The sequence below is a fragment of the Acinetobacter sp. WCHAc010034 genome, assembly GCF_001696615.3.
Lineage (GTDB): Bacteria > Pseudomonadota > Gammaproteobacteria > Pseudomonadales > Moraxellaceae > Acinetobacter.
In genome coordinates, this window is record NZ_CP032279.1 from 25263 (window position 1) to 51788 (window position 26526).

Below are 26526 nucleotides of genomic sequence, written 5' to 3' on the forward strand. Positions count from 1 at the left end.
AATGTTCAGTTCACTCCTTGCATGGTTCAGCTCGCTCAGCTGCCTGGTCAAAAAAGAATTTTTGACCATTTTCAGTGATCCGGCAAACCGGGCGATTTTAATTGCGCCGGCATTGGTGCAGGCGCTGCTGTTCGGCTATGCCGCCAGCTATGATGTCAACCACGTGGATTATGCCGTGCTGGATCAGAGCAGGGGGCAGGCTTCGGCTGCATTCATTGCGCGGCTTGACGGCTCAGGTATTTTTACGCGCACGCAGACGCTGCAGAACAGCAGCCAGATTCAGCAGGTGATTGATGAGCGCAGGGCTTTGGCTGTCATCAGCATTCCAGCAGACTTTGAAAGCAAGCTGAATCAGCAGCAGGCATCGCCTATTCAAGTGATTTTAGACGGGCGCAACTCTTCTACTGCAGGTGCAGCCGGCGCCTATATTGGCGCCGTGGTCAGCCAATTCAATCAGCAGCAGCTGGGGCATGCGCCGCCGGTCACAATTGAAACGCGGACATGGTATAACCCGAATCAGCAGTCGCGCTGGGGGCTGATGCCGTCTCTGATCGCCGCGCTGAGCATGATCCAGACCCTGCTGCTTTCCGCACTGTCTGTTGCGCGCGAGCGAGAGCAGGGCACTTTTGATCAGCTGCTGGTGACGCCGTATACGCCCATGCATATTATGATTGGCAAGGCCCTGCCGCCGATTTTTGTCGGGCTGATGCAGTCCACCATCATCCTGCTGATTATTTTGTTCTGGTTCCAGATTCCAATGAATGGCTCGATTGGCCTGCTGTATTTTGGCTTGGTCAGTTTCAACATTGCCGTGGTGGGCGTCGGGCTGTCTATTTCCGCTGTGTCTTTAAATATGCAGCAGGCCATGCTGTTCACCTTTCTGCTGATTATGCCCTTAATGCTGCTGTCCGGACTGCTGACGCCGGTGCAGAACATGCCGAAGGCGTTGGAAATTGCCACCTATGCCAATCCGCTGCGTTTCGGGATTGATTTGGTGCAGCGGGTTTATCTGGAAGGCGCGCAGTTCAGCCAGGTCAAATATGATTTTATTCCCATGATTATTCTGGCTGCGGTGACATTGCCCTTGGCGGCCTGGCTGTTCAGAAACCGCCTGTCATAGCTGTTCGGCCGGCGGCCTGAGCTTGGCCTTGAACTGCTGCCAGTTGGTGGAAATCCAGCAGATAAAAGAGCCGAGAGTGACCAGAATTGCCCCGTGCCAAAAGGCTGCAGATAAGCTGGTCTGCAGAATCAGCATGGAGAATACTGCAGAGATCAGCGGGCTGAAATAAGACAGGGTCACTAGCAGGGTGATGTTGCCCTTAATGATGCCGATATTCCATGCGGCGTAGCCCAGCGCCGTAACCACTGAAACGCACAGCATGCAGAGCATCGTCGTGAGGTCTAAAGGCGACAGGGCATGTGTATCCTGCAGCCAGAACATTTTCAGCCACAGCACGGCGGCGGTTAAGGCAAAAAACAGGGCAATCGGGTTGTGGCCGTTGCTGTATTTTTTGGTAATGACGCAGTACAGCGCCCACAGGGCCGCGCCCAGAAAAGCCAGAACATAGCTGACGGGGTTGGCCTGAATATTACCGAACACAGATGCCCAGTTGAAAGCGCCATTGCCGGTTTGAATCAGCACAATCCCGCTTAGGCTGACTGCTAGGCCAACTGCAACAAAAATATTGAATTTCAGTTCTTTAAACAGAATTAAGGCAGCAATGGTAAGGCTGGGCCATAAATAATTGACCAGGCTGATTTCTATGGCCTGCTGTGCAGTTTGCGCCAAAGCGATGGCATAGGAAAAGCACAGTTCATACACCACAAACAGCAGCGTGGCGAAGATTAAATACGGTTTAGGAATGAGCTTTAAATTTGGAATGCGGAACAGCACCAGCAAAATAACCGCGCTGATGCTGTACATAAAGGTGACCGCATAATCCGGCCCGATGCTGAAACTGATTTTCTTTAACAGCCCGACAATAGCCGACCATTGCAGAATTGCACTGAAGCCGATCAGTGTTGCAAGATTTTTAGACATTTTCAGCTCAAACCGCCTTTGGTGCAAAGGCTCAGTACATAGACGCAGACAGGAGAATAAACGGCGCGATTATACGCCTTTTTTCTGACCGGCAAGCGTCAAATAGGCGGGCAGTTTCATTATATTTTGTAATGCGGCCAAGCGCTTCGGGCGGCTGAGGCTTTGGCTTATTCATATCAGTTTATATGCGCGCGAATATCATGCAATTGCTGCAGTAAAAGCGCATCCGCTCCGGCGGAGCGTTGGCTGTATTCCTTGAGCAGATAAAAAAAGCTGAACCCTGCATAAACAGGATTCAGCTTTGGAAGGCTGTTTTGAATATGCAGGGATATTCAAAACAGTCCTAGCTTAAGTAATGATGATTACTTTTGTTTTTTCAGTTTCTTCTGCAGCTTTTTCAGCTTGCCTTCATGTTTGGAAATTTTTTCCAGACGCGCTTTGATTTTCTGTTTAAGAGATTTAACTTGCTTAGACATAATGTCACTCCTTAGTCTGAGTTTCCGCTGACTGATGTTTTTTGATAAAACTGCGGATAAATTTTCTTAATTCTCTGGCGGCGCTTGTATCCAAATGTTCACATAAGTGAACGAATTCATCACGCTCGGCAGTATTAATGCGAATTAAGAGTTGACCATCTTTTTTATTGGCTTTTGTCTTTTTGGGCAGTTCAGTCATAACGTTTTATTCCCAAAGGCAATAATCAAAATGTATATACAATATATATGCACTTTTAAATTAAGTCAAGCTGGGTGAGTTTAGAAATATTTAAAAATTAATAATTTACTGAATAATGCAGTATTCATAAATTATAGGCCTGCTTCATTTAAGCTTCAATTCAGCGCTGCTGAACGCCCTGATAAGCCCGCATTTAGGCTGTTCTGCGGCTTTCAGGCATGGCTGAATATTCAGCAGCCTGCGCCGTGGTTTAGGGCCATTTTTTAGCATCATTGCCAGAATGGAATTTCATAAAGCAGCTGATGGATGCATATATTTTTGCCGCTGCTCAGCATTTATTTGCTTAATGTTCAAAATAGGCGTAGTATGCGGGCCTTCCTATGCAGGAGAGCGGTTGCGCTCAGGAATTGAAGGTGTTGCTTCAAATCCGGATTCTGCATCTTATATATCTGCTAATGTAAATCCCGTAAGTTTAATTTTAGGCCGAGCTGCCTTTTCCTATCATCAGTATTATAAAATTCTGTCTGTTGATTTTAATAATTAATTACTGCTCCGTTTTACAAAAGCTCAATTAAATGAGTGTTTAAATTGAATCAATCAAATGGCTGGATTACAGCCACTGCCGTAAATGGCGACCAAATCCGTGTAAAAATCGTTCCTCTGAAGCGCCAGCAGCGAAACCCAAGCGGCATGAGCTGGGTTGAAGTCGGCAAGAAAATTGAATTGGAAACCGGTGAAGACCGCCAGTTTAATTTTGATGGCCGGTCTTTTTACCTTGGGCTGAATCAGCTGTATCGGGTTGCTGTGTAGCTGCCGTATTTTGCATTGTTGAATTGCCTGCTGCTCCGGCAGCGGGAAATTTGCTGCAAATTAGATAAAAGCTCACCGAAAGGTGTAATGCCTGTCAGTTAAGAAATTGACTGGCATTTTTTAAAATTCTAGAACTTTTTAAATATAGATAATATTCTTTAAAAACAATTATATATTGTACTTTGGTAAAATTGGATAATTTATGCGCTCTTAAGTTTCGGCACTTGCACTGCCTCATTTTTGCTTTAAAAATTTCAATGCCTTTGCGCAGGCAAGCCCCGACTTTGGAAAGACCCAAAGTCGGCAAAAGTCTTTTGTTGCCCATACACGGCATCCCTGCCGTGATGGGCAACGTGCGGCATCCATGCCGCAGCGCGTATCCAAAGTTTGCTTTTAACTATGGGACAGCAATAATGGTTCTAAATATCGAATTTAAAAACGGTAAGATTCCGCCGTAAATAGTCAAAATTTAAGGAATTTATATTGAAATTCCTTAACTGATCAGCATTAACCAAAAGGTGGGCTTTTTGCATTTTTAGGTTATTCTTCAATTATCTAAAGTTTTGAGTAGAGCAAGCATGGCCGTGCCTCAGAATAAACAGGAACTTATAAGCGCAATTAATCTGAACTTTGAAAAACTGCTTAAAGAACTGAACAGCATTCCCGCTGATCTGGCTGAAGAAAAGACCATGGATGGCCATGTGAAGGGAATGCAAATGAGCGTTTGCAATCTTGTGGCTTACCTGCTTGGGTGGAATCAATTGGTGCTGAAATGGCTGGAAAAGGACGCCGCCCGGCAGGCCATCGATTTTCCTGAATCTGGATTTAAGTGGAATGAACTGGGAAAATTGGCGCAGAAATTCTACTGTGACTATGAGGGTTTAGATCTTCACAGCCTGCTGGAAAAACTGATGGAGGCCAAGCAAAAGATAGTTCAGATCATTGAAAATAAAGATAATCATGAGCTATATGGGCGAGCGTGGCATGCGCAGTGGAGCATGGGTCGGATGATTCAATTCAATACATCTTCACCTTACAGCAATGCCCGGGCAAGATTGAGGAAATGGCTGAAACTGCAAAGCCTGGCGCAGTAATTAGGCAGAATCGGCATTTTAAAATTGCGCTGCACGGCTGTTAATTCAGATGCTGCCGGGAACTTAAGGCGGGCCAGCCGCGGTTTACGCAAATGGCATTTTTAGCCAATGTAGCAATATGTAAATACATACAAAATAGCCAGCTGAAACAGTTTGCTGCTTCTTTTTAGCCGCATTTTGCGGTTTTTTCATTCTCTTTTGAGAATTCCTCCCATATCCCTCAAGCAGGGATGCATATAAGGACAACTTCATGCTGCAATTTCTGCGCAAGTTATTTTGCATACATACTTTTGATTACGAATCAGACATTTTTATTCAAGCTGAATGCCGGAAGTGCGGAAAAGAGAAAGACAGCGCGTCAAAATCGGAAGAGTAATTTTCAAAATCATTGCATCGTTTTGCCGGCCGGCGCCAGAGGAGCGGTAATGCGCGTCCGCTCTGAAAAATGCAGTTTAATTTGCTATGCTATGGCCATGACAAAAATATAGACTTTATTGATGAAAAAAATTGTTCTATTAGGCATCTGCCTTGCTTCCAGCCTGACTTTCGCTGCCGGTCAAGACACCGACGCATGCAATGAGCTTGCAGATCTGGCTGCCGCCGTAATGCAGCAAAGGCAGGATGGCGTTCCCTTGGAAACGCAGGAAAGAATTGCCCTGGAGTTTGAAGACGAATCCAAAGCATTGTATGAAGAAATCGTGCAAGCCTCGTATGAGCAGCCGATCTACCGTACAGACTTGGTCAAGCAGCAGAGTGTTGAGAAAATCCGGAAACAGTATTTTGAGCTTTGCATGGCGGCTGAAAAAGTCCATTGATTGAAGATGCGCCCTTAAAGCTTGCTGTTTCGCCGTTAAAGCCTTTGGATGCGCGGGCGGCAGGACTTTCCCGTCAGGGCAAGGACGCCGTGTCTGTATCCTCAAGGGTAGTGCAGACCTGAATTTTTAGCAGCCTTATAAACGTTAAGCTTTTAAAATGTGCTTGCAATAAAAAATACAGGTAATTGATGGGCTCTTAGATTTTAGTGCTTGCATTGCCTCAGTTTTCCCTTAGAAGTTTAAATGCCTAAGCCTTTCGCTGCCCATGCACAGCATCCATGCCGCACCCGTGTATCCGAATTATAACCTGTCCTCAAAGGCGCTTTTTGCTGCCTGCAGAAAGCGCTTAAAGCCTTCTAATACATTGCCATTTTATGCGCCGGATGATCATTCCAAAATAAGAAAAGCCATTTTAAAATTCAGCCAAGAAGTAAAAATGTCCAAATAAATCATATCTTAAAATTTAAACATATGATAAAAAATAAGCATAATAAAGGATAGGATTATGAACATTAAAAAGTATTTATATCTTTCATTTGGCGTTTTGTTCAGCCAGGCCGCGGCCGCCGGCAGCTTTGCTGAAACTTTTGAAGGCGCTCCTAAACTGAATCTTAATTTATATGTATTTGCCGCCGATGTAGACGGCTCAATTGGCAAAGGAAATGCCAAATATGATGTCGATCAGCCATTCAAGGAAACCGTCAAAGAGCTTGATGAATCGTATATGGCGCATGTTGATCTAAGCAAAGGCAAGTGGGGCATATACGCAGACCGGCAGATGGTTAAAACCTCGCAGGATAGGCAGGCAATGCATCTGCCTGTTGCTGTGCATACCAAGCTGGAGCAAAACAGCTACGGCGCATATTACCAGGCATACGTTTCACCGGAGCTGACAGCAAAAAATCAGCCTAAACTGATTGTAGAGCCGACGATTGGCGTGCACCGCACAGAAGCCAAAGCAGCGCTGGCGGTTTTAAATCAATCTGCAGAAACAGAAGCCTCGTGGAATGAATTCTTTTGGGGCTCGCGCTTTAAATATAATTTTAATTCGCCCTGGAATTTGGCATCTGAAGTGACTTTTGGCGCAGAAAATACCCACTCTGCGCAGGCGTATTTGGGCTACAGGATTCCAGTATTTGACCGGGCGCTGAATGTACGGGCAGGCTACCGCTATTTTGAACAAGACTATAAATCCAGCAATTTCCATTGGGAAATCCGCCAGCATGGCCCGGTGATTGGCATCAATTTACCTATTTTTTAAGAGGATGACATAATGAATAATGCATTAAAAAAAGTATTGTTTGCTGCCGGCCTTATGGTTGCGGCGGAGATGGCTGCAGCATGTACGCGTGTAGTCTATCTTGGGGATAATGATGTCATTACAGCCCGCTCAATGGACTGGAAGCAGGAGACTGGAACAGATCTATGGATTTTGCCAAGCAAGGTTAAGCGCACTGGTTTAGCGGGTCCAAAGTCAATTCAGTGGACATCTAAATACGGCAGCGTTGTAGCAACCGGTTATGATGTCGCTACAACAGATGGCGTCAATGAAAAAGGCTTAGCTGCAAATTTATTATGGCTGGTAGAATCAGACTATCCAGATGCTAAAACCAATAAAAAGCCGCCATTGAGCATTTCATTATGGGCGCAGTATGTACTTGATAACTATGCAACTGTAGATGAGGCTGTTAAAGCGCTGGAAAAAGAGCCGTTCATTGTTGTAACAGATGTAGTGCCTGGCGACAAGCGGTTAACTACCCTGCATTTATCGATCTCTGATGCATCTGGCGACAGCGCCATTATTGAGTATATTGGCGGAAAACAGGTGATTCACCATAGCCGTGAATATCAGGTCATGACGAACTCGCCGACATTTGACCAGCAGCTTGCGCTGAATGCTTACTGGCAGAAAATTGGCGGAACAGTAATGCTGCCGGGAACCAACCGCGCTTCTGACCGCTTTGCCCGCGCTTCGTTTTATATTGACGCTATTCCTAAAAATGCCAGTCATGAACACTCTTTAGCGAGTGTTTTCGGTGTGATTCGAAATGTATCTGTTCCTTTTGGCCTTAACACAGCAGAAGAACCGAATATATCTTCTACACGCTGGCGCACTGTTGTAGACCACAAGCGCGGCCTGTATTTCTTTGAATCTGCAGTATCGCCAAATACGTTTTGGGTCGATTTGAAAGACATCAATTTCAATAATGGCCAGACCCGCAAGCTTGAATTGGGCCCGGATCAGGCAAAAGTATATGCAGGAAAGGCCAATGCATCCTTTAAAACGGCAAAACCTTTTGAATTTCTCGGTATCCAGTAATTCAGCCTGAACTTTCGCTTATTTTTGAATTAAACCTATCGCAAGATAGGTTTTTTAATGCTCATCAAGATGCTTCATGGGAATAGGGTGAAGCCATTTAAGTTTTCATACAGAAACTGATTAATACTGAAGTTTGCCCTTCAAAGCTTTATTGCAAAATGCGATATTTGCTATATACTGTTTCTATAGCAAAATGCGATAGATCTTATGCATGTGATCACCCACGCCAAAATTCTGGAAGCAATCGAAAAGTGGCCGCAGGCTGAAACGGCATTAGATGGCTGGTATCGAATAATTAAAGCAAATGATCCTAAAGATTTTGCAGATATGAAGCATTATTTTCCTGCTGTTGATAAGGTTGGAAAATTTCATGTATTTGATATAGGCGGAAATAAAATCAGATTGATTGCTGTGGTTATGTATCAGGCAAAACGGCTGTATATCCGTCATGTTCTATCTCATAAAGAGTACGATAAAGGTCATTGGAAGGAGGGTTAACATGAATGCAATGATTAAGCAGGCGGTTGATCACTGGCGCTATGTTGCCCCATTGCTCAGCAAGCCGGAAAATGACCAGGACTTTCATGCGCTGATTGAGGCGCTGGATGAGCTTTTGGATATTGCCGGGGATGATGAAACGCATCCTTTAATCGGGTTAATCCATCAGCTTGGCGACTTGGTTTCTGCCTACGAAAATGAACACCTGCCTATGCCTAAAGGCGACGGGCGCGCAGCGCTGGCTTTTTTGATGGCACAGCAGGGGCTGAGCCAATCTGACCTGCCCGAGGTGGCGGCGCAATCCGTCATTTCAGAGATACTAAGCGGCAAGCGCCAGCTCAATATCCGCCATATTAAAGCGCTGTCTGAACGCTTTAATGTTTCAGCGGATACTTTTTTCTAATGCTTTCTTTCATGTAAATGCTTAAAGCGCCCTAAGGCGCTTTATTTATAATTTTATAGCTTACTGAAATTAATTGATTTTTATGCGATTCTCGGGTGTGTTTCCAGCTACATATTCCTGTCAGCCATAGCAGGCATTAATATTTCTTTGATACAGGCTGCTTTTGTGGTCGAGATGATAAAAAGAATGGCCTGTATTGCGTCAGATAAGGGAATGAGGGAAGAATCAGTTTCTTCCAGTATTTGAGCCGCAGGAACATCAATATCATAGTCTGAGGCAAGGTAGCCTAAATTTAAAACACTTACCCCTATGGCGTCTTCACGCAATATTTCTCTCAGCGACTGCGCTATTCCCCGCAAAGCGAACTTTGTCGCGGAAAAAACGACTTCCGATCCATTGTGATTATCAACGCCCCATGTTGAGCCGATCAGAATTATTTTTGCATTATCCGATAATTTTAAGTTTTCAATCAGCAATTGAATGGACTGAATGCATGAAGTGATATTGGTATGAATGATATTATGAATTTCGAGTGGCGGGATTTCATTGAAATTATAATGATCTGTAAACGCCGTGCTTTCCCATATGCCGACATTATAAATGAGGACATCTATTTTCTCCCTGCCTATGTGCTGCTTTATGGCGGCTGCAGCTTGATTAGGGGAGGACAGGTCAGCATTAATCCAATTTAAATGGGGCAAGCTGTCCGGTTCAGTCCGGGAAACACCGTAGACTTTATCTGCAGGCTGCGGCACTTTTTGCACAATGGCTTTTCCCAGGCCTTTACTCACGCCATAAACCAGAAATGTTTTATGCGGCTTATTCATTTATACGCTCATTATTTGGAAAACAGGCTGATTCTAAAACCTGAAGTTAACTTGAGGTCAAGGCTTAATTAAAAATGCATATTGGAATGCGGCCCGGCGGTGATATATAAATTTTAGGCTAGATTTGAAAGCTGCTGCAGAGCATATTTCTATTGCTGAAATGAATACCATTGATGCAGGATTATCTTTTCATCCATTAAAATATTAAAGCGCTATTTAGGCCAAAACCTCACTGATTAGGTTTTCTGCCGCTGCTTGCATATTAATGATCTGGAATAGAGAGCGCTTCTTTATCAATATCCATCCATGATATATAGCCGCTCGAAATATTATAGATTGCCGGAATAACTTTAAGTTCCTGCTCAAACTTGTCTTGATGAAGGTTCAGGGCAGAGCTGAGGGTTTTAGCGGTTTCCAGAGTATGATTTTCTGTAGAATCAAGCACGCTTCCATCAACAATATGCTTGTCAATTAATGAGACAATGCTTTGCAGCGGGCCTTTCATACGCTTATGGTTATGCGCTGCTGTTACAGCGCCACAGCCGGTATGGCCAAGCACGATAATGAGCGGTGTTTTTAAAAACTGAATTGCATACTGTATGCTCCCGAAGACTGAAGTATCACAAACATTTCCCGCATTTTGAATAACAAATAAATCGCCAAGACCGCGGTCAAAAATAATATCTGGCGATACTCTAGAATCTGAGCAGCATAAAATCACGGCATAAGGATTTTGGGCTTCAGACAGAAGCTCAAGATCATGATGCAGAATATTGTTCACTTTATTTTGAATAAATCGGCTATTTCCGTTTTTTAATACTGCGAGTGATTTTTGCCAGGTTCTCAATTTAATCCTGCTCCATGGGTTTATTCTTAAAATAGTTTGATTAATAAAATAGTGCTGTGAATATAATTTTAAATCATTAGAATATTAATTTCCTGTAGGGAAGCCGTGAAACATCCATTGTATGCCGAATAAAATGACCAGCAGAAGGACGATAAGCAGTATAATTTCTATGCGTTTGATTATTGCTATTGTTCCATTAAGGTGTATTGGTATATTTTGATTGCCTAGCTTAGCTTATCAAAATATATCAGATTGTGAAAATCTAAAAAATAATCAAGCCTTAGCGCGCTGCTGAAATAAGATGCTTTTTATGCCTATTTCATGCTTTTAAAGCTTTCAGATATTCGCTATTCTGATGCACGCAGAATATGAATAAGCAAAATTAACCAATAAAACCTCACATCAAGAATAGGTAAACTATGATTAAAGGTAGCTGCTGCTGCGGTGCTGTTAAGTTTGAATTAACATCGGCCCCGAGCATGATGGGTACATGCCATTGTTCGCGCTGCCGTAAATTAGGCGCCAGCACACTTGTTTTCGCGGATCAAAAATCTTTCAACTTGCTGCAAGGGCAAGAGTTTATACAGAAGTATGAGCCTGCGCCGCCATTCAGCTATGTAAGAACTTTTTGCAAGAAATGCGGGACTGCTCTGGGTGAAATTGGCTCAGAAAGTGAATCATTTCCAATTCCTGTCAACTGTTTAGATGATGATCCGGAAATCAGAAATCAGTTCCATGTATTTGTTTCCTCAAAACCTGTTTGGTATGAAATATGTGATGCTGCCCAGCAGTTTCAGGAAAATCCAGCTTAGTTCGCATCCCCAAAAAATAGAATGCTTTGATTAAGCTGTTTTTGAGGACTGAGCCTTTAGAATACATAGCTCAGTCCTTTTCATTTATCTCTGTTCTTTTCAAATTTCCCCGGATCTGCTTCAACTCATTCATAGGTTTGAATTTAAGTGTTTTTCAGCAGCCCATTTCTATGCAGCTCAGCCCGCAGCAGGGTGCCAGGCAGGGCATTTCAGCCTAGGGTTCGCAGGGCAATCTCTAAAGCGTTCCATCTGCAAAATAGCAAAACAAAAGCCTATACCTGAATCAGACAAAGAATTATTCTCTATTTACTGCGGAAAAAAATAAATTGGAGAATAAAAGATGTCTGCTCACTTTTTACGGCTTATTGCCGGCTCTGCCATTGCCGCGGCGCTAACAGGATGCGCCGCACCATCCAGCTCTTCAATTATGGACGGCTATGGCCCTCAGCCTAATCTGCCTGAACCCAAAACAAGCCTGCTGCCCACAGTTAATATTGCTCCCGCCAAAGGCTGGCCTGTGGGCGTTATGCCAATACCCGCTGCAGGTTTGAAAGTGCAGGCATTTGCAAGAGGGCTTGAGCATCCGCGCTGGCTATATGTCTTGCCTAATGGCGATGTGCTGGTGGCCGAAACCGATGCGCCGCCTAAGCCAGATGACAGCAAGGGGCTGAAAGGAAAAATCGCTAAGCTGGTGATGAAGCGGGCAGGGTCATCGCATCCGAGCGCCAACCGCATCAGCCTGCTCCGCGATACCAATGGTGATGGCGTGGCTGACCAGAAAACCGCGTTTCTGCAAAATCTAAATTCTCCATTCGGCATGGCGCTGGCGGGAAATATGCTGTACGTGGCCAATACTGACGCTTTAATGCGCTTTCCTTATCAGGATGGCGCAGCTCAGATTAACGCAAGCGGAATCAAAGTATTGGACTTGCCGGCCGGTGCGCTAAACCATCATTGGACCAAAAACGTCATTGCCAACCCTGCGGGCACGAAGCTTTATATCACTGTAGGCTCAAACAGCAATGTGGCCGAAAATGGCTTTGACAAAGAAGCCGGCCGCGCGCTGATTATGGAATTTGATATCGCCAGCGGCAAGGCGCGGCCATTTGCGGCGGGGCTGCGCAATCCTAATGGCATGGGCTGGCAGCCTCAGAGCGGCGCGCTCTGGACAGTGGTGAATGAGCGCGATGAGCTTGGCAATGACTTGGTGCCTGATTACATGACTTCTGTCAAAGACGACGCTTTCTATGGCTGGCCGTACAGTTACTATGGGCAGCATGTGGACACGCGGGTGGAACCGCAAAACCCTGAACTGGTCGCGCGCGCGATTAAGCCCGATTATGCGCTGGGCAACCATACAGCATCGTTAGGCTTGGTATTTTATGCTGCCGAATTAATGCCTCAATACCGCGGCGGTGCGCTGATTGGCCAGCATGGCTCATGGAACCGCAAGCCGCATAGCGGCTATAAAGTCATTTTTGTGCCATTTAGAAATGGCCAGCCTTCCGGTACGCCGCAAGATGTCTTGACCGGCTTTCTGAGTGATCAAGGTGATGCGTTTGGGCGGCCTGTTGGTGTCGCGGTTGATTTTTCAGGGGCTATTTTGGTCGCCGATGATGTCGGGGATATTATTTGGCGCGTATCCCCGTTGGCGCAGAAACTTATGAAAGCCAAATGAATAAAGTAGCAAGGAAGTGATTTTTAAAGCTCAATGTTTATGTTGTGCCGTATTTCTTTGAATAAAGCGATAAAACTGTAACCGCTTATACAGCTTAAATTCTAGCAATAAAAAAACCCCGGCATCCTGCCGGGGTTTTCCGTATCGGTTCGCTCGGTATAGCTCCTGCCGTACCTTACTGTCCTTGTGCGTTTCTGTATTTTTATTCTTATCTGGAGCATCCTGCTCTCTATGTCCCCATAATAGGAAATTGCAGAGGGGCAGCATAGACGCAAAGGGCTTGAATCTGTGTGCGCCTAGGCGTACAAGGCCGCTTAAAATTAACCCAAGGTTTATCCGCAGAAATTGGGGATTATTTCTGCAGCGTGGCAATTGATGATATTTTAGGAAAAGATATTTTTGGTTGATAAGTAATCTAGCTTATTGGCGATAAGTATCAGAACTGATCATGAAAAATCCGACTTGTTTCTGAGTCGGATTTTTGCTGTTTTTTTAGGACGGTCGAAAATTTTTAATCACATGAAAAAAGCATTTTTCTGATGAATTTTGCATAGCGCCCATTAGGTTAAATGTAGGATTCAAAACTCTTTCAAAGACTGGGTATAGCTGTAATACTTATTAAGCAGATAAGAGAATTAATTTAATGAAATACTCAAAAGAAAAAATAGTAAAATCCTTATTACTTGCTCCGTTGCCATTGCTTTTCTTTGCGGCATTATTTTTTATTATAATGAATCGTGAATACAGCCTATATTCAATTTTGGTGGTTTTTGCAGGGCATGTTCTTGTTTACTTAGCTTATTGTATTTTGACTGTACCTTTCAGCTTAATGTTCTCAATTCTTTTAAATCGTTATAGCCTTCTTAATTTGCTGAGCATCTGTATTAGTTCTTTAATTATTGCTGTGCCATTTTTTATTCTTTTTGAATGGAGTCATACAGGAGAAGTTTCTCAAGAATGGTGGAAGATGTATACCAATACTTGGACTATTCTTATGGCTCTAATTCCTGGCTTGTGTTATTGGTTATTTTTAACTGATTCCAAAGTTAAAGAATTATTTATGAAAAAAATAATCTATTTTAATTGTTTAGCACTTATTTTGACTTATATATCTTTGTTTTATCAAAAATATATATTAATTGACCGCATAGCAGTAGATAAGCTTGAAAAAGTTGAAGTTATAGCAGGGGGATTTCCTTTGCAGTTTCTGGCAGATGGTGAAACATCTCCAGGCGGCAGCATAAGTATAGATCCTTTATCTATTATTGTAGGTTTGGATCAATTTATTTTTTTAGATTTTATTTTTGATTATTTATTTTGGCTTGGCTGCCTTTCAGCTTGGCTTGTTATTTATTTTTTCGGAAGGTAAAAGTGAAATGGTAAGGTCTAGAATATTTATAACAATAGGAATCTTGCTTATAAGCCTATGCTTGTTTCTAGCTTTTAGTTCATATAAACAAAAGTCTATCTATGATAAAGAAATGGCTGCACAAACAACGGTTTTTTTCTTAAACTCACTTTCCAAAGGCGATTCAAAATCAGCACTGAAACACGTTTGGCCGGATGAGCAATTACATGTACAAAGTCCTGAAAGAATCCGCGTTTTTAAAGGCTCAAAAATTCTAGAAGTGATAAAAATTGACTACGACTCAGCAAAATATAAACCTGAATATTATCAACAGTTCTATAAAATTATTTCAATCATGATAAGGCTAAAAATAGTGCATACGGATGATGCGGGCAATCCGCCTGGAAACTATATTTTCTTTATTAATGTTGTGCAAAAGAATCCTGGATCTAATTGGCTTATTACCGAATTAGGCAGTGGGCCTTAAAATAATAATTAACCTGAGTTCGATGAAATAAGTTTAATTTGTAATCATGTTTTTGAAAGTAGGCTTATTGGGATTTAAACAATAAGCTACGACTGCCGCCATGATATTCACCATTTTAGACAGAGCATCTAAGCAAGCTATTAGTATCCAAATTTGTGAAGAATATAGCCGGTTGTTACAAGAGAAAAACCAAAAATATAAGTGCATGATTGAATTGAAATTGCAATATGTTCTAAACAACTTAGCAGATAAAGAAGCTCTTGAAAGCTATCGGGCGGATGTTCCGAATATTGATAAAATTCATCAAAGTTTAGAAATTTATGCCTGTGCTGAGATTGTAAGAGTTTTCGAGAAAGAAACAAATGTGGGGTATGTCTTCAATGAAATGGAAGGTAGTAAGTATCAGGTATTTGGATTAAAGGAGTTTGAAAAAAACCTCTTAGCGTCACCTAATCAAGATCGTAGCTTTGAGTATGCTTCTATTATTATGCAGTCAGAGATTAGAAAGCTAAGTCGTAACTTACTTTCCTTTCTTCAGGTTGTCGCTAATGTGCTTTTATGGCAAAATAGCTAGGTGTTATTTTTGTAAACTATTAATTATGAAAAGAATTTATCCGCTAATTATTTCACTTTTAACATTAACGGCATGTTCGAATAAATCCATAAATGCCACTGTTACGGCACAAGCAGAGTTCGATAAAAAGCAAACTGAAATTGAAAAAAATATTGCTGAGCAAGCAGAACAAGACCGAACGAAATTTGAATTCCCTGCGGTGGACTACACCTCTCCAGTAGCAAAAGTTGACCTGAACAATGATGAAGAAATTGTCGCTTCAGTTGGCTTGCCTGTTGTTCAAAAAGAGTCTGGTGTTAACCGAAACGGTGAGCCAATGACAACGTATTACTTCAGTGAGGATCAACGTAATGGTTTGGAACTGAGTTTAAGCCGTGAATTTGTAGATGTAGCATGGAAGTATGATGCTGGTAATACGCAAAAAGCTTATGCCGTATTTGACGATGGCCAACGTATCACCAGAGCTTTATTGGGTGGAGAAATCGGAGCTGCTATATATTCAAGTATAATTAAGGGTTCGGATATAGATGCAATTTCTTTTGAGGATGGTACAAACGTTAATCATGCACGATGTGGCGAGTCTATGTGTCGTTATCAGGTGGTGAGATAAGTAATGACCGAGACTAAAAAGGAAAATAAAAATTAAAATCTGGGCATATCGAATTAATTTTTATTTTTGATGGAGAAGAGCCCCATTGCCTGAACCGTCAAGCCCTGAGCAATAGGCAGGTGATGAGCGCTTTGAAGGCGGTTACTGGCAATTGGTTGATATTGATACTTCTAAGGTTAATGGCGTTGCATTGCTTTCTGTATAAGCAGCACTTGGATCATTAAGTAAAAAAAGCCCTGCTATTTTCGCAGGGCTTTTTTATGTCTCACTGAATTTCAAAGTAATGTTTTTTGGTGACCATTCTTATTTCCACACCTTGATAGTATCTGACCAGAGGGTCATTCACATCTTTGGTGACTTGATCAGAAAACTTTTCATCTTTCATTAATTTAGAGTAGGTCATATAGCCAATAATCATTAAGTTCGGGCTGTTTCCAGCTTCTTTGAAGTCTTCAAGCTTTTTATTCATTTCTTTAACGCTGATACCCATTTGAAATTACTACCCGCAAGTTATTTTTTTCTGTATAACAGAAAAATATGACGATTTTATTTTGATTGAGATTTTCATATCTAATTGGAACATTAGACAAAGTATTCTACTTTAGTTGATTGCTTTGGAACTCACCACATTTCACTATTTTTCATCTTTCTAAAATTGATGTGCAGGCTAGACCGTACATCGAAAGAAATGCAAGCATTCACACTCGTGCAAATCATTTTGCCTGCACTCAAATTCTTTAAGAGTGTGGGAGTGTTTAAAAATGAACATGATGACAGCCTTAAGTTTACGCGCCATGATCTCAAATGAGGATGGGGAGCCAAAAACGACAAGTTATGCAGTCGCAGAGGCATTTGGTAAACGCCACTCGGATGTACTTAAAGCGATTAAAAATATGCGGTGTTCAGAACTTTTTGCAAAACGCAATTTTTCGCTTTGCTTTGAAATCAGTGAGTTACAGAATGGAAAGCCTTTGAAGTTTTACCAGATGACCAAAGACGGCTGGATGTTTCTAGTAATGGGCTTTACTGGTGAGAAAGCAGATTTAATCAAAGAGCAATTTATTGAAGCCTTCAATTGGATGGCGACCCAGCTTAGCCAGGCTTTTCAATCCAAATGGGCGCGATACAATCAGGTCAGTCTTGAATACAAGGTCAGAAAAGAAGAAGTCAGCAGCCAGGCCCGGGGAATGCGAATGTGGCGGGATGATAAGCTTATTTACGAAAATGAAATTATTCAGCTGGAAGTCAGCCTGCAGCCGCAGTTACTGTAATGTTCATTGGAACTTCTAGAAACCGGCACTTTAGATCAATGCAAAAATTGCCTTATCAATAGATAGGGCATTTTTTATGGGCAATCTCAACCTTACGGCGCTTACAGACAAATCGCCGTATATCCAGAAGATCAAGGCAGCTTTGGAAAAGGCAGCGGGTCAAAGCATCCCACTTGTTGAAACAGCTAAAGTGCAGCGCAAAGGCGGCGTCAGTGTTGTGCCGGCGGTATTCATGTTTGCTGGCGGGCAGGAATTGACGCTGTATATCCGGGCAAGCGCAGACGTATTCAAAGCAGCGCTGAACGGCAAGGAAATCGTCCTGTCCGGTGACTTCAGTGATGACTATAAGCAGACTTTCGATAACGCCGTATCCGGCGCTGCGCAGCTGATCCGCACTGCACAGCCGAAGATTGAGCAGCAGAATAAAAAAGATAAGGTGAATATTCCACGGCGCCCATCGAATAGCGTTCCTCAGCAGCTGGAAGAAAAGCGCGAAGAGGAAACCAAGCTGGATCAGGACATTTTAGATAGTACGGCCCGGCGGGATCAGCTGCTTCAGCAGTTAGAACAGACAAAAACACAGTCTGCCTAATTATTTGGCTATGTGGAATAAGTAGTGAAATCTGAGTTTTAAGAATAGTCTGTGTTTCGGAATAACGTGTGTAATTGTAAAAGGCAATCTTTAGAAGGAAATTAGCATGGCAGGTGTTGGAACATTTGAGAAGTGTCGAAAGCAAATTGAAAGCGGTATAAAAAGACGGCTAAAAGAAGGTCATAATTATATTGCGCTAGATTTGCCATACTTCACAAAAAGTGAGCAATCAGAAACGGATACTTATTTAAAGCAACTTGAAGAAAGAGGATTTAAGGTTGAAATATCCCATATGGATTCATCCAAGTATGGGAAAGTATATTGGTAAATCATTTCGTGTAGATTGATTACCCCCCATAGAAAATAAGCGTCCAACTTTCGGGGGGAGTTCAATGAAGGGCTTTTTGAGCCGGTTTTTCTTCCCGAATGGTTAAACTGCCTGTTTAGCAGTACTAATCAAATTTGTGGAACTTTGGTCAAAGAGTAGGCGTGGAACGTGAATAATCACAAAAAAGCCCAATCGGGTGTGATTGGGCTTTTTGCTACACATAAATCAATGATTTATATGAGATAAAATAAAGCATTTCGTATAAGGTGTATTATGTTAATTGTAGAAAAAATATAAAATGGTTAATCTATTATTACTAAGTCTATTGGTACTGGATAATAATGGGATATCACGTTTCAATTGTTAATACTAAAAAAAATACAGGAACTAAAAAGATATTAAATAACTTGAATGAATTAGAGATAGTTCTAGAAAAATTTAATTTTTATAGAACTAGCACCAATAAAGATGAAATCATTTTTACTAATAATGAAAATGATGATTTTACATTATTTTATAAAAATTGTGAGTTGTTAGCTATAACAACAAATGACCAACTTATTGATAAAATGGTAGAAATATCAACTTTTATGAATGATGGATCTCGAGCACGAGGAGAACAAGGGGAGACTTTTAAAACATCTAATGAAGTGTATTTTCATAAAGATGATACATCTATGATTGATGATAGTGATCCAACTGGATTATGGGGAAGAAGGTGGAATGAATTTGGTGGATTTGCCATTATGATTATTCTTTCTATTGTTCTTTATCTCACGAAAAAATATATGGAATTTTAAATAAATGCCCATTTAACATAATGGGTGTTATACGAAACGAGAGTGTAAGCCCCAAATAGAAATGTCCGGTTTCTCCAAAGTAAAAATGTCCGCTTTTAGGATATTTACCTAGAGATTATCTTAGCCAGACGTCATTCCATATAGCTAATTAGACTCCAATTAGAAACCAAAAGGCTGCTTAGGCGGTTTTTTTATTGGAACAGGTGCGCTTACTGCAGTCATAGAAATCTTACCCTAGGCATAAATAGCTTTAGGTGTGGGTAATGCTTAATTTGGGTCTGGATGCATTTTTAGTCATGTTCTTTTTAGCGCATGTATATTTTGCCTTTCAAAGTTTCCGCAGCAATAAAGATCAGCTGACCGGGCTGCTGCGCAAAGGCGTTGTTGATTCGCTTTTCAGGAAGGCAAGCAAGGCCTTTTACCTGCTTCTGATTCCCGCCGTATTCATTACCGGGCTTGCCGCCTGGTCATTTTACAAGGTGCTGGCCTGTTTCGGCGCTTCCGGTTTTATCCTGAACATCCTGACGGCGGTATTCGCGCTGTATTCGATTGCAGTCCTTGCATCATTCCTGTTCGGCAAGCTGATTCAGCTGGCCGCGCATAAGGCGGGGCTATGATCGATAGAGCGAAGATATACGCGATGCTGGACCATTGGTTCAATTCCGAAATCAACGGCTACTTTGGATCTGAATATGGGCCTGATCTGAACAGCCTGCTGCTTGGCCCGCTGGATTCGCCTGTGGCCAACGCCTTCATTGCGAAAATGAAAAATGATATTCCCATCCTCAAGCAGCTGAGCGCCGATGAATTGTCGCTGTACAGCGTAAATGAGGGATTCGAGACCAAAGTGATTTACCTCAAGGCGGGTGATGTGGCCATCAACCTGAACCAGATCCGCGACAGCCGGCAATCGCTGCAGGGAGAGACATTCGATGTTGACGCAAGCTGATTTTGAGGCGCGCATCGTCGCGTCACTGGATGACTATGAAATTCAGGAGCGGTACAGCGCGCAAGATCCACTGGTGATCCAGCAGATCCGGTCTATTGCTGCATTCTTGTCCCTGTTCAGCCAGGAGATTGATATTTCGGAGCTGGAGCCGTTCATTAAAACCCGGGACCGCTCAATTATTGCCGATGCCGCCAATAAAGGCATTCTGCCCTCCGGCATGCCGGCGCAGCATATTCTGGAGGTGATGAACCGTTCAGGGAACAGCATTACCCTAAGCCAAGGCCGCCAAATCGAAGACAGCAGCGGGGGCCGGCCATGGCGCCTGCTTCAGTCTGTGACTGCGCCTGCCGGCGGCACTGCTGAAGTGCTGGCGGAGCAGAGTGAATACAGGGAAGTCCAATACACCGTACAGAACAGCGAAAGCTTTCACCGTGTAGAGCTGAAGCTGCGCGATGATCTGGCGCTGGCGGGCATTACCGTGCGCGATGAGGCGAATCAGGCCTACTGGCTTAAAAAGCGCTGGATGAATGTCGCGCCTATGGAATACGCCTTCAACCTGACCACGGACAGCCTGCGCCGTGTCTTTGCGGAATTCGGCGATGATGCGCGGGCAGGGCGGACTGCAAAGGCCAATCAGGTATTCACGTTCGGTATTCTGGAAACATACGGCGATGTCGATGTATCGCGCCTGAAAGACGCTTCACTGATTGATGTGCTGAACGCGGATGAGCAGCGGGTATCGGTGCGCTTCAAGCAGGGCGGCGCCGTGCGTCAGGGCGCAGATCCGCTGAATGTGTCTGAGCTGCGCGTACTGTCCAGCTATCCTTCGCTTTATGATGAAAACGCCGTGTTCCTGGGCAACTTTGATTATTCGGTCCGCGCCAAATTCATGCCGCGCGCGCACTATCTGGCGGTCTGGAATGAAAACGAGCATGACCGCTGCTATGGCGCAACCTATGAAGACATCAATCATCTGCATATTGCTGCCGTGGCCAAAAACGGCGCTGAGCAGGCAGCGCTGGAACAGGAAATCATCCAGTACATCGGCCAGCTGGACAGCCTGTATAAAGACCGGGTGCGGGTGCATGCGGTTTCAGAAAAGCCTTTTGCTGTGGCGCTGAACGGCCGCTTGGCCGCCGTGCATGATCTGGACGGCGTAAAGGCGCAGATTAAAGGCCTGCTGGTGGACCGCTACGGCAGAACCAAGCTGAGCGCGAGCCGCTGGCTGGTGAATGGCTTCAATACGCAGGAAATATCCACTCAGCTGCGCAAGAGCATTGTCGCCTTCCAGGACAATATCAGCGACTTTTCGCTGCTTGTGCCTGCGGGCTTGAATAAGCCGCATGAATGGGTGTATGTCGCAGACTCCAGCATCACGCTTAATCTGGAGCGCACCGCTGAAATGGGGGCCGCATGGGGACTGTAAGCTTTACCCGGCCCATTGATCAGCAGGCCAATAATCATCAGGGGCTGGAAACGGCATTAGCCAAGGCATTCAAGCAGGTTTTTGCTGATGTCTTTGAACAGCAGGTTCAGGACATGCTGGATTACGGCTGCCCGCATTTGGGCAGCCGGACTGTGGTTGAGCGCTTCACCAAGCAGGATGGCCTTGTCGTGCTGCGCCGGCCGTTCACTTCAGACACGCTGATGCGGGTGATCTATGCGAACTGGTCCAGCATGGCCAGCGAACGCGGACTGGGCTTTTTAGAGTTTGTGCTGCGCATGCTGTGGACGAATCAGTGGCAGGTCAAGCGCCTGTGGCATCCTGTCAGCACCTACCGTAGCTACCCAAAGCATATTACCGATGAGGAAAAGCCCGGCCATTTCCTGACAAGCCGAATCCGCATCTCTATTGAGGCCTCAGTCGATACGTCAGAGATTATTGAGCTGTCGCCGATTATACGGCGCCTTGTGCCGGCGAATGTTGTCGTGAAAGTCCATTCAAAGGCATTGGACGTTGAGCTGGGCGACAGCACAATTGGCGCCGGGGTGTATGGCAGGGTTTATCAGGTGATGGATTTCAGTGACCATGGCGCCGTAAATTAGATGAAAATTATGTATTGGAACTGGCAAGGCTGAAAAGTGCCTGAAAATGATTTGATGTGTTCAGTTTAAACCTAAGAGATATTTTTATGACTGAAAACAGCTTGCTTGCCATCACTGCTGATGCCGGCAGTGACCAAAATCTGATTGTTGAAGAGTTCCTGGGCCATGCCAAAGCAGATTTAGATCCGGCTGCCGTTGAGCTGGTAATGAATGGCGAACAGGTCGAAGGCGTAACGGCTTATGCCCGCGGCAATTACTACAAAATTTCAGCCAATCCTGAGTCAGCTGACTATGTTGAGCCATTCGATATCCATCTGCACTTTCAGGACGGCCCGACTGTTTCAGAAGGTGTGAATGGTTTAACCAATGAATCGCTTTTAAATGTGCTGATTCACCGCACGAAGATTTTAGACAGTCAGTTCCCGTCTGAGCATAACAAGCAGGCCATTGCAGCGCTAGAAAGCGCTTTGGCTACACTTAATGCGCGGACTGCTGACCGGCAGGCGCGCGGTGTCGAAGGCCTGAATGCGGAGTGAATACTGATTAAATTTAAAAGAATGAGTGTAGCTTTGCTTAGTACGTTGGCTTTATAACTCCTGGAGGGGGTTACTCAGGGAATTATTAGGCTGATGCATCGAGATTTGTTTTGAAACTTTCTAACTGAGTTTTAATTTGATTAAGAAAAACCGCAGGGAAGAGCCTGCGGTTTTTCTGATGAACTAATAGAATTAATATTTGGCTCGGAGTGTAATCATGAAATTACGAGGATCTCCATAATAGTTTCCATTTGTAATAGATCCTAACTTCTTATAATAGGTTTTATCAAAAATATTATTTATATTGAAGCCAATATTAATTTGATCAGACACCTTATAATTTGCAAAGGCATTCCATAAACCATAACCACTTTGCTCAATTTCAATATTTTTACTGATATTTTTAGCTTTGCTTTGTAGGTTGACACCACCGCCTATCGTTAGGCGCTGATCATAAAAAGGTAAATTATAGCTGCTCCATAATTTAAATATATGCTTCGGTGTAAAGGTGCTGTAACTGTTTCCTTGATTGGTTGATGTGTCACTGAGATATTCTGTTTTGTTGTAAGTGTAGCCTGTGGTTAGGTGAAGGTTAGGTAACAGTTCGCCTGTAAATTCAGTTTCAAAACCTTGACTTCTGACTTTACCTGCATTGATGTAGCATGCACCTTGACTAGGTGAGCCACTGCAAGGTTTAGGATGATCTGGATCTTCCAGTGCCCGATTATCCTCATCGATACGGAACATGGCTGCAGAAATAATTGCTTGTCCATCCCATAGTTCACGTTTTAAACCGATTTCATAATTCGCACCTACTGCAGGATCTAGAGGCTTACCTTGAGAGGTATAATTATTGCTTTGAACACGGAATGTATCTGCATAACTTGCATATGCTGAAAGTTGATCATTAATATCAAAGACAATACCACCATATGGAGTTAAAACATTTTTATCTTCATATGTACCTGTATTTGCTCCTGTAATAATATTTTTATTTGTAAATTTCCAGTCACTTAATCGTGCACCAATAATTACATGCAAAGGTTCAATTGGATTTAAGCGCGTCATTGCAAAAAATGCTTTTTGCGTGGTTTCACGCTGCGTAGTTGTTGGTACATCTGGCATATCAGGATAGGGAACATTATATGGGTCAAATTCTTCTAGACTAACCGCGGGAATTTTTATAGGTAGTAGTGACTTCCATGGGCGGGGTTCTTCTATTCGTTGTGATGTGTATCCAAATACCAGATCATGGCTTTGATTAAAAGCTTGGAATTTACCATTTAGAGTTGCATCAAAGCCATAGTCCTTAATTCGCATATCACCGCTATAATATCCAGTCAGTTGGTTAAATACTTGTGTATTTATATTAAGATCGTTTGGATCATAGAAAGCACGTTGATAATTTAGAACCCGGTTTTCATATTGCCCATTAATTTTTAAAGACCAATCATCATTAAAGTTATGAGTAATTCCTGTAAATAGTGAATAGGAGTCAATATTCCATTTATTCCACGCGGCACCTAAATATTTGGTTTTATCAAACTTACTGTCACTGCCGTCAGCATTTCTTGGTACACCAGTAATTTCAGGAACAGCCTCCCGGCTATTATAAGTTCCCCCAAATGTTAAAGTGGTATCTGGAAGAACATCATATTCGAGAATACCGTACAACGCTAAATTCTTGTTTTCGGCAATATCAAAAAAATATTCTTTATCTTCGTAATCAGCTATAAAGCGGCTGCGTAGGCGGTTGTCATCAAAAAAGGTGTTAGATGTATCGAATGTCGCATTCCATGTATTCCAAGAACCGGCTTTAAGCGCAATATTGATTTGATCTTCATGAAGAGGCTTTTTTCTGACGAGATTCACAACTCCGCCTGGCTGTCCTGCACCTGTTAATAAGCCGGAAGCACCGCGCTGTATTTCGACTTGTTCGTACATAGCAAGACTTTCTAGCTCACGCTCACCTCCTGACGCATAGCCAGAATTAATTCCATCTTTTTGAACTGCAACTTCAAATCCCCTGCTGTAGTAGTTTGTCGTCACATTCCCAGAGGTTTGTACAGTCATTCCGGTAGTTTGGGCTAATGCTTGATCAATGGTCGCCCAGCCGCTGTCTTCAATTCTTTTATTTGTGATAACGCTTACCGACTGCGGATTTTCTTTAACTGACTGTGCGAGCTTTCCTAAAGAAATATGATTCGCTTTATAACCAACTTCATTTTCTGCGACTACTCTAATCGTTGGAAGCTGTGAAGTAGCGGAAGTATAAGGCAAGTTTTCTGGAGCTGTATTATTAGTTTTATTTGATATTATTTTGGGGGAATTTAGTTCTTTTTTTACAATTATATAGCCATCGTTTGTCTTGCTGGCTTTTAATCTGCTGTCTGATAGTATCAGTTCAAGTCCTTGCTCTATGCTATAGGCTCCTTTAAGGCCACTACTTTTACTTTGGTTCAGTTCTAAATTTTTAGTGTGAATTGTGATACCAGACTGCTTTGCGAATTGATTCAAAACATGATTTAAATTGGATGCATCTATATTATATTGCAAGTTTTGACTATTCTCTGTTGCATTTGCTGACGTATTTAATATTGATAGCCCTGAGAAAAGTGCCAAATGAATAGAAAGAACGATTGGCTTAATCGTGTTCTTTTTATTGTTTAATTGCAGTATATACATTTAAATTTTCCATAAATAGGTGATTAATAAACTTAGTTGAAAGTTTTAGGCTGCTTATGGATAAGTCGTTTATAGAGTAAAAAAGTGTCATTTATAAATTATTATTTATTATGAAAGTTAATAATTGGAACACTCCAAATCTAACATTGCGCCGTATTGCCCAAATAGCCTCAATATTTCATTTATTGGGGCTTTTTATGTCCGAAACAGGTCGAAAAACCAAAAGAATCAAATTCAATCTATTTGAGCGCGGCCGCAAGCATTCCGGCCGTGACCGCGCAAATGTGGATATGAAGGAGATGATTAAGACCGGGACGCTGTATGGCTATAACGGGCATGAGATCCGCCGCCGCTACGGCATGCTGCCGCCGGAATCCACTTTAATTGACTGCAAGGTTGTCTATCTGGAGCCGGCATTCAGAACGGTTGAAGCCTATGCTGAAGAAAACGGCGATGTCACCCATGTTGAGGAATTCTTTGACAATGAAGCGGGGGAATATGCACGCAAGCAATACTTGGCCCATGTAGGCGGCTTCAGTTCTGCGCAGAATTACCGCCGTGCCGGGGTGGGGCTTGTGCCGGTTGGATTCTTCGGATTTGACTATGTGATGCAGCCGAACTACACAACAAACGTGGGGGATGGCCAGCTGTTTGATGGATTGGTGGTGCCGGAGCAGCAGGACGGCCTGATTGCATGCTTTGACAGCGCTACAGATACTTCCCAGCTGGCGCCATCCGAAGCCATGATTGCGCATCTGCTTGAACAGCAGATTCTGCGCGACTTTGACAGCATCCATTCTCAGCTCCAGCTGCATCAGTTTAATGAGCAGGCATTGGATCAAGTCGGTTCGCTTAGCGATGAGCTTGCGAAGCGTGACCGCCGTGCGGCCCTGCAGGCGCAGCGTGCACAGGTCAGCGAAGTCCGCTCATTTGACTCTGCATGTGATGAAGCGGATGAATTGTTAACGGCGAGCGAGCTGGCCCGCCTGCAGATGAACGGCGAAAAGGCTAAAGCTGAAAAAATGCCACTGTATAGGTGGCATTTTTTATATGCTGCCGTTTAGTATTTGATTTACCAGAAAATAAAAGCCCGATTTATCGAGCTTTTATCAGGGAGCCTGAAATCAGATTAAGTATTTGCTAAAGCATCAATATGCTGAGGAAAGCTTCCCTCAGTACCAGCAGCATTGATATGGTTGAAATATTTATACCAGCCGCTGGAGTGAATTCCTTCAAGCAAAGCTTCACGGGCCTGTTGATTTGGAAAACGCCAAATGCCTAAAAACTGATGCTCGCTGGCTTGATCAATTTCATGAACTGTTTCAGTCAATGTTAAGACCTCAACCCCCATACTGGACAAGCTCCCCATTGCAACCCCAACATTGTTCAAATACTGCTTGCGCTCTTCAATAGGCAAGGACTGCCAAACAGCATTTGGTGTATATAATTCGACGAGATAATGATGCATGTTTTTCCTCTA

Annotated in this window: 32 protein-coding genes and 1 pseudogene; 26 read left to right on the plus strand and 7 right to left on the minus strand. The window is 43.2% G+C overall.

Annotation, left to right across the window (positions count from 1 at the left end; all coding sequences use genetic code 11):
• Nucleotide 1 precedes the first annotated feature (1 nt).
• Nucleotides 2-1120: an ABC transporter permease gene (locus tag BEN74_RS01395; RefSeq protein ID WP_068910455.1), complete on the plus strand. Its 1119-nt coding sequence runs from the start codon at nt 2-4 to the stop codon at nt 1118-1120.
• On the opposite strand, the gene yddG is transcribed toward BEN74_RS01395, so the two are convergent.
• On the minus strand, nt 1115-2041 hold the full coding sequence (gene yddG, locus BEN74_RS01400) for an aromatic amino acid DMT transporter YddG (RefSeq protein WP_068910454.1): 927 nt from the start codon (nt 2039-2041) through the stop codon (nt 1115-1117). The two genes, BEN74_RS01395 and yddG, sit on opposite strands and share 6 nt — an antisense overlap.
• A 480-nt stretch (nt 2042-2521) precedes the next feature.
• The gene (locus BEN74_RS01405; RefSeq protein ID WP_068910453.1) at nt 2522-2716 is read right to left on the minus strand and encodes a hypothetical protein; all 195 of its coding nucleotides are present in this window, start codon (nt 2714-2716) and stop codon (nt 2522-2524) included.
• Between the two features lie 280 nt (nt 2717-2996).
• Here BEN74_RS01405 and BEN74_RS19185 point away from each other — a divergent pair, with 280 nt between their 5' ends.
• The 8 genes from BEN74_RS19185 to BEN74_RS01445 all read left to right on the plus strand — a co-directional run bounded on the left by BEN74_RS19185 (nt 2997) and on the right by BEN74_RS01445 (nt 8656).
• Nucleotides 2997-3260 (plus strand): hypothetical protein, encoded by a 264-nt coding sequence (locus BEN74_RS19185; protein ID WP_162898113.1) that lies wholly within the window; start codon nt 2997-2999, stop codon nt 3258-3260.
• Between the two features lie 44 nt (nt 3261-3304).
• Entirely contained in the window at nt 3305-3526 is a 222-nt protein-coding gene (locus BEN74_RS01410; RefSeq protein ID WP_068910473.1) for a transposase, read from the plus strand.
• A 578-nt stretch (nt 3527-4104) separates the two neighbouring features.
• Entirely contained in the window at nt 4105-4620 is a 516-nt protein-coding gene (locus BEN74_RS01415; RefSeq protein ID WP_068910452.1) for a ClbS/DfsB family four-helix bundle protein, read from the plus strand.
• A gap of 497 nt (nt 4621-5117) precedes the next feature.
• Nucleotides 5118-5435 carry a hypothetical protein gene (locus tag BEN74_RS01420; RefSeq protein ID WP_068910451.1) on the plus strand — a complete coding sequence of 106 codons (318 nt, stop codon included), beginning with the start codon at nt 5118-5120 and terminating at the stop codon, nt 5433-5435.
• 505 nt (nt 5436-5940) lie between these two features.
• Nucleotides 5941-6696, plus strand: coding sequence for a hypothetical protein (locus BEN74_RS01430; protein WP_068910449.1), 756 nt, complete (start codon nt 5941-5943; stop codon nt 6694-6696).
• 12 nt (nt 6697-6708) lie between these two features.
• A complete protein-coding gene (locus tag BEN74_RS01435; RefSeq protein ID WP_068910448.1) occupies nt 6709-7755 on the plus strand; it encodes a linear amide C-N hydrolase in 1047 nt (348 codons plus the stop codon).
• A gap of 207 nt (nt 7756-7962) precedes the next feature.
• Nucleotides 7963-8253 (plus strand): type II toxin-antitoxin system HigB family toxin, encoded by a 291-nt coding sequence (locus BEN74_RS01440; RefSeq protein WP_068910447.1) that lies wholly within the window; start codon nt 7963-7965, stop codon nt 8251-8253.
• Nucleotide 8254: 1 nt separating this feature from the next.
• On the plus strand, nt 8255-8656 hold the full coding sequence (locus BEN74_RS01445; protein ID WP_068910446.1) for a helix-turn-helix domain-containing protein: 402 nt from the start codon (nt 8255-8257) through the stop codon (nt 8654-8656).
• A gap of 107 nt (nt 8657-8763) precedes the next feature.
• On the opposite strand, the gene BEN74_RS01450 is transcribed toward BEN74_RS01445, so the two are convergent.
• Together BEN74_RS01450 and BEN74_RS01455 are read right to left on the minus strand one after the other, a co-directional pair.
• On the minus strand, nt 8764-9483 hold the full coding sequence (locus BEN74_RS01450) for an SDR family NAD(P)-dependent oxidoreductase (protein WP_068910445.1): 720 nt from the start codon (nt 9481-9483) through the stop codon (nt 8764-8766).
• A gap of 262 nt (nt 9484-9745) precedes the next feature.
• Nucleotides 9746-10330 carry a carbonic anhydrase gene (locus tag BEN74_RS01455; protein WP_068910444.1) on the minus strand — a complete coding sequence of 195 codons (585 nt, stop codon included), beginning with the start codon at nt 10328-10330 and terminating at the stop codon, nt 9746-9748.
• A gap of 419 nt (nt 10331-10749) precedes the next feature.
• Between BEN74_RS01455 and BEN74_RS01460 the strand changes: the two genes are divergently transcribed.
• The 7 genes and pseudogenes from BEN74_RS01460 to BEN74_RS01495 all read left to right on the plus strand — a co-directional run bounded on the left by BEN74_RS01460 (nt 10750) and on the right by BEN74_RS01495 (nt 15839).
• Nucleotides 10750-11142 (plus strand): GFA family protein, encoded by a 393-nt coding sequence (locus tag BEN74_RS01460; protein ID WP_086374369.1) that lies wholly within the window; start codon nt 10750-10752, stop codon nt 11140-11142.
• A gap of 340 nt (nt 11143-11482) precedes the next feature.
• Entirely contained in the window at nt 11483-12820 is a 1338-nt protein-coding gene (locus BEN74_RS01465; protein ID WP_068910443.1) for a PQQ-dependent sugar dehydrogenase, read from the plus strand.
• 643 nt (nt 12821-13463) lie between these two features.
• Nucleotides 13464-13874 (plus strand): annotated as a pseudogene (locus BEN74_RS01475) (hypothetical protein); the annotation flags it as partial.
• A gap of 6 nt (nt 13875-13880) precedes the next feature.
• Entirely contained in the window at nt 13881-14189 is a 309-nt protein-coding gene (locus BEN74_RS01480; RefSeq protein WP_086374372.1) for a hypothetical protein, read from the plus strand.
• 7 nt (nt 14190-14196) lie between these two features.
• Complete coding sequence (locus tag BEN74_RS01485) at nt 14197-14655, plus strand: hypothetical protein (protein WP_068910441.1); 459 nt, start codon at nt 14197-14199, stop codon at nt 14653-14655.
• Between the two features lie 100 nt (nt 14656-14755).
• Entirely contained in the window at nt 14756-15229 is a 474-nt protein-coding gene (locus tag BEN74_RS01490; protein WP_068910440.1) for a hypothetical protein, read from the plus strand.
• A 25-nt stretch (nt 15230-15254) separates the two neighbouring features.
• Entirely contained in the window at nt 15255-15839 is a 585-nt protein-coding gene (locus BEN74_RS01495; protein WP_068910439.1) for a hypothetical protein, read from the plus strand.
• A 265-nt stretch (nt 15840-16104) separates the two neighbouring features.
• Here the strand turns inward: BEN74_RS01495 and BEN74_RS01505 are convergent, their stop codons facing one another.
• Complete coding sequence (locus BEN74_RS01505) at nt 16105-16329, minus strand: hypothetical protein (RefSeq protein ID WP_068910438.1); 225 nt, start codon at nt 16327-16329, stop codon at nt 16105-16107.
• Nucleotides 16330-16600: 271 nt separating this feature from the next.
• On the opposite strand from BEN74_RS01505, the gene BEN74_RS01510 reads away from it, so the two are divergent.
• The 9 genes from BEN74_RS01510 (at nt 16601) to BEN74_RS01550 (ending at nt 22361) form a co-directional block, all read left to right on the plus strand.
• The gene (locus BEN74_RS01510; protein WP_068910437.1) at nt 16601-17110 is read left to right on the plus strand and encodes a Rha family transcriptional regulator; all 510 of its coding nucleotides are present in this window, start codon (nt 16601-16603) and stop codon (nt 17108-17110) included.
• A gap of 76 nt (nt 17111-17186) precedes the next feature.
• Nucleotides 17187-17702: a hypothetical protein gene (locus BEN74_RS01515; RefSeq protein WP_068910436.1), complete on the plus strand. Its 516-nt coding sequence runs from the start codon at nt 17187-17189 to the stop codon at nt 17700-17702.
• Between the two features lie 106 nt (nt 17703-17808).
• A complete protein-coding gene (locus BEN74_RS01520) occupies nt 17809-18030 on the plus strand; it encodes a hypothetical protein (protein ID WP_068910435.1) in 222 nt (73 codons plus the stop codon).
• A 341-nt stretch (nt 18031-18371) separates the two neighbouring features.
• Nucleotides 18372-18830, plus strand: coding sequence for a hypothetical protein (locus BEN74_RS01525; RefSeq protein ID WP_068910434.1), 459 nt, complete (start codon nt 18372-18374; stop codon nt 18828-18830).
• A gap of 263 nt (nt 18831-19093) precedes the next feature.
• Nucleotides 19094-19447 (plus strand): hypothetical protein, encoded by a 354-nt coding sequence (locus tag BEN74_RS01530; RefSeq protein ID WP_162898114.1) that lies wholly within the window; start codon nt 19094-19096, stop codon nt 19445-19447.
• Nucleotides 19444-19779: a hypothetical protein gene (locus BEN74_RS01535; RefSeq protein ID WP_068910432.1), complete on the plus strand. Its 336-nt coding sequence runs from the start codon at nt 19444-19446 to the stop codon at nt 19777-19779. The genes BEN74_RS01530 and BEN74_RS01535 overlap by 4 nt, the downstream gene beginning before the upstream one ends.
• The gene (locus BEN74_RS01540) at nt 19763-21205 is read left to right on the plus strand and encodes a hypothetical protein (protein ID WP_068910431.1); all 1443 of its coding nucleotides are present in this window, start codon (nt 19763-19765) and stop codon (nt 21203-21205) included. Before BEN74_RS01535 ends, BEN74_RS01540 begins: the two co-directional genes overlap by 17 nt.
• Nucleotides 21193-21825, plus strand: a complete 633-nt coding sequence (locus BEN74_RS01545) for a hypothetical protein (RefSeq protein WP_068910430.1) — start codon at nt 21193-21195, stop codon at nt 21823-21825. Before BEN74_RS01540 ends, BEN74_RS01545 begins: the two co-directional genes overlap by 13 nt.
• A gap of 86 nt (nt 21826-21911) precedes the next feature.
• A complete protein-coding gene (locus BEN74_RS01550; RefSeq protein ID WP_068910429.1) occupies nt 21912-22361 on the plus strand; it encodes a hypothetical protein in 450 nt (149 codons plus the stop codon).
• Between the two features lie 192 nt (nt 22362-22553).
• Here BEN74_RS01550 and BEN74_RS01555 read toward each other — a convergent pair whose 3' ends face one another.
• Nucleotides 22554-25046 carry a TonB-dependent siderophore receptor gene (locus BEN74_RS01555; protein ID WP_068910428.1) on the minus strand — a complete coding sequence of 831 codons (2493 nt, stop codon included), beginning with the start codon at nt 25044-25046 and terminating at the stop codon, nt 22554-22556.
• Between the two features lie 197 nt (nt 25047-25243).
• On the opposite strand from BEN74_RS01555, the gene BEN74_RS01560 reads away from it, so the two are divergent.
• Nucleotides 25244-26110: a hypothetical protein gene (locus BEN74_RS01560; RefSeq protein ID WP_068910427.1), complete on the plus strand. Its 867-nt coding sequence runs from the start codon at nt 25244-25246 to the stop codon at nt 26108-26110.
• A 65-nt stretch (nt 26111-26175) separates the two neighbouring features.
• Here BEN74_RS01560 and BEN74_RS01565 read toward each other — a convergent pair whose 3' ends face one another.
• Nucleotides 26176-26514, minus strand: a complete 339-nt coding sequence (locus BEN74_RS01565) for a DUF6616 family protein (RefSeq protein WP_068910426.1) — start codon at nt 26512-26514, stop codon at nt 26176-26178.
• Between the last annotated feature and the right edge of the window lie 12 nt (nt 26515-26526).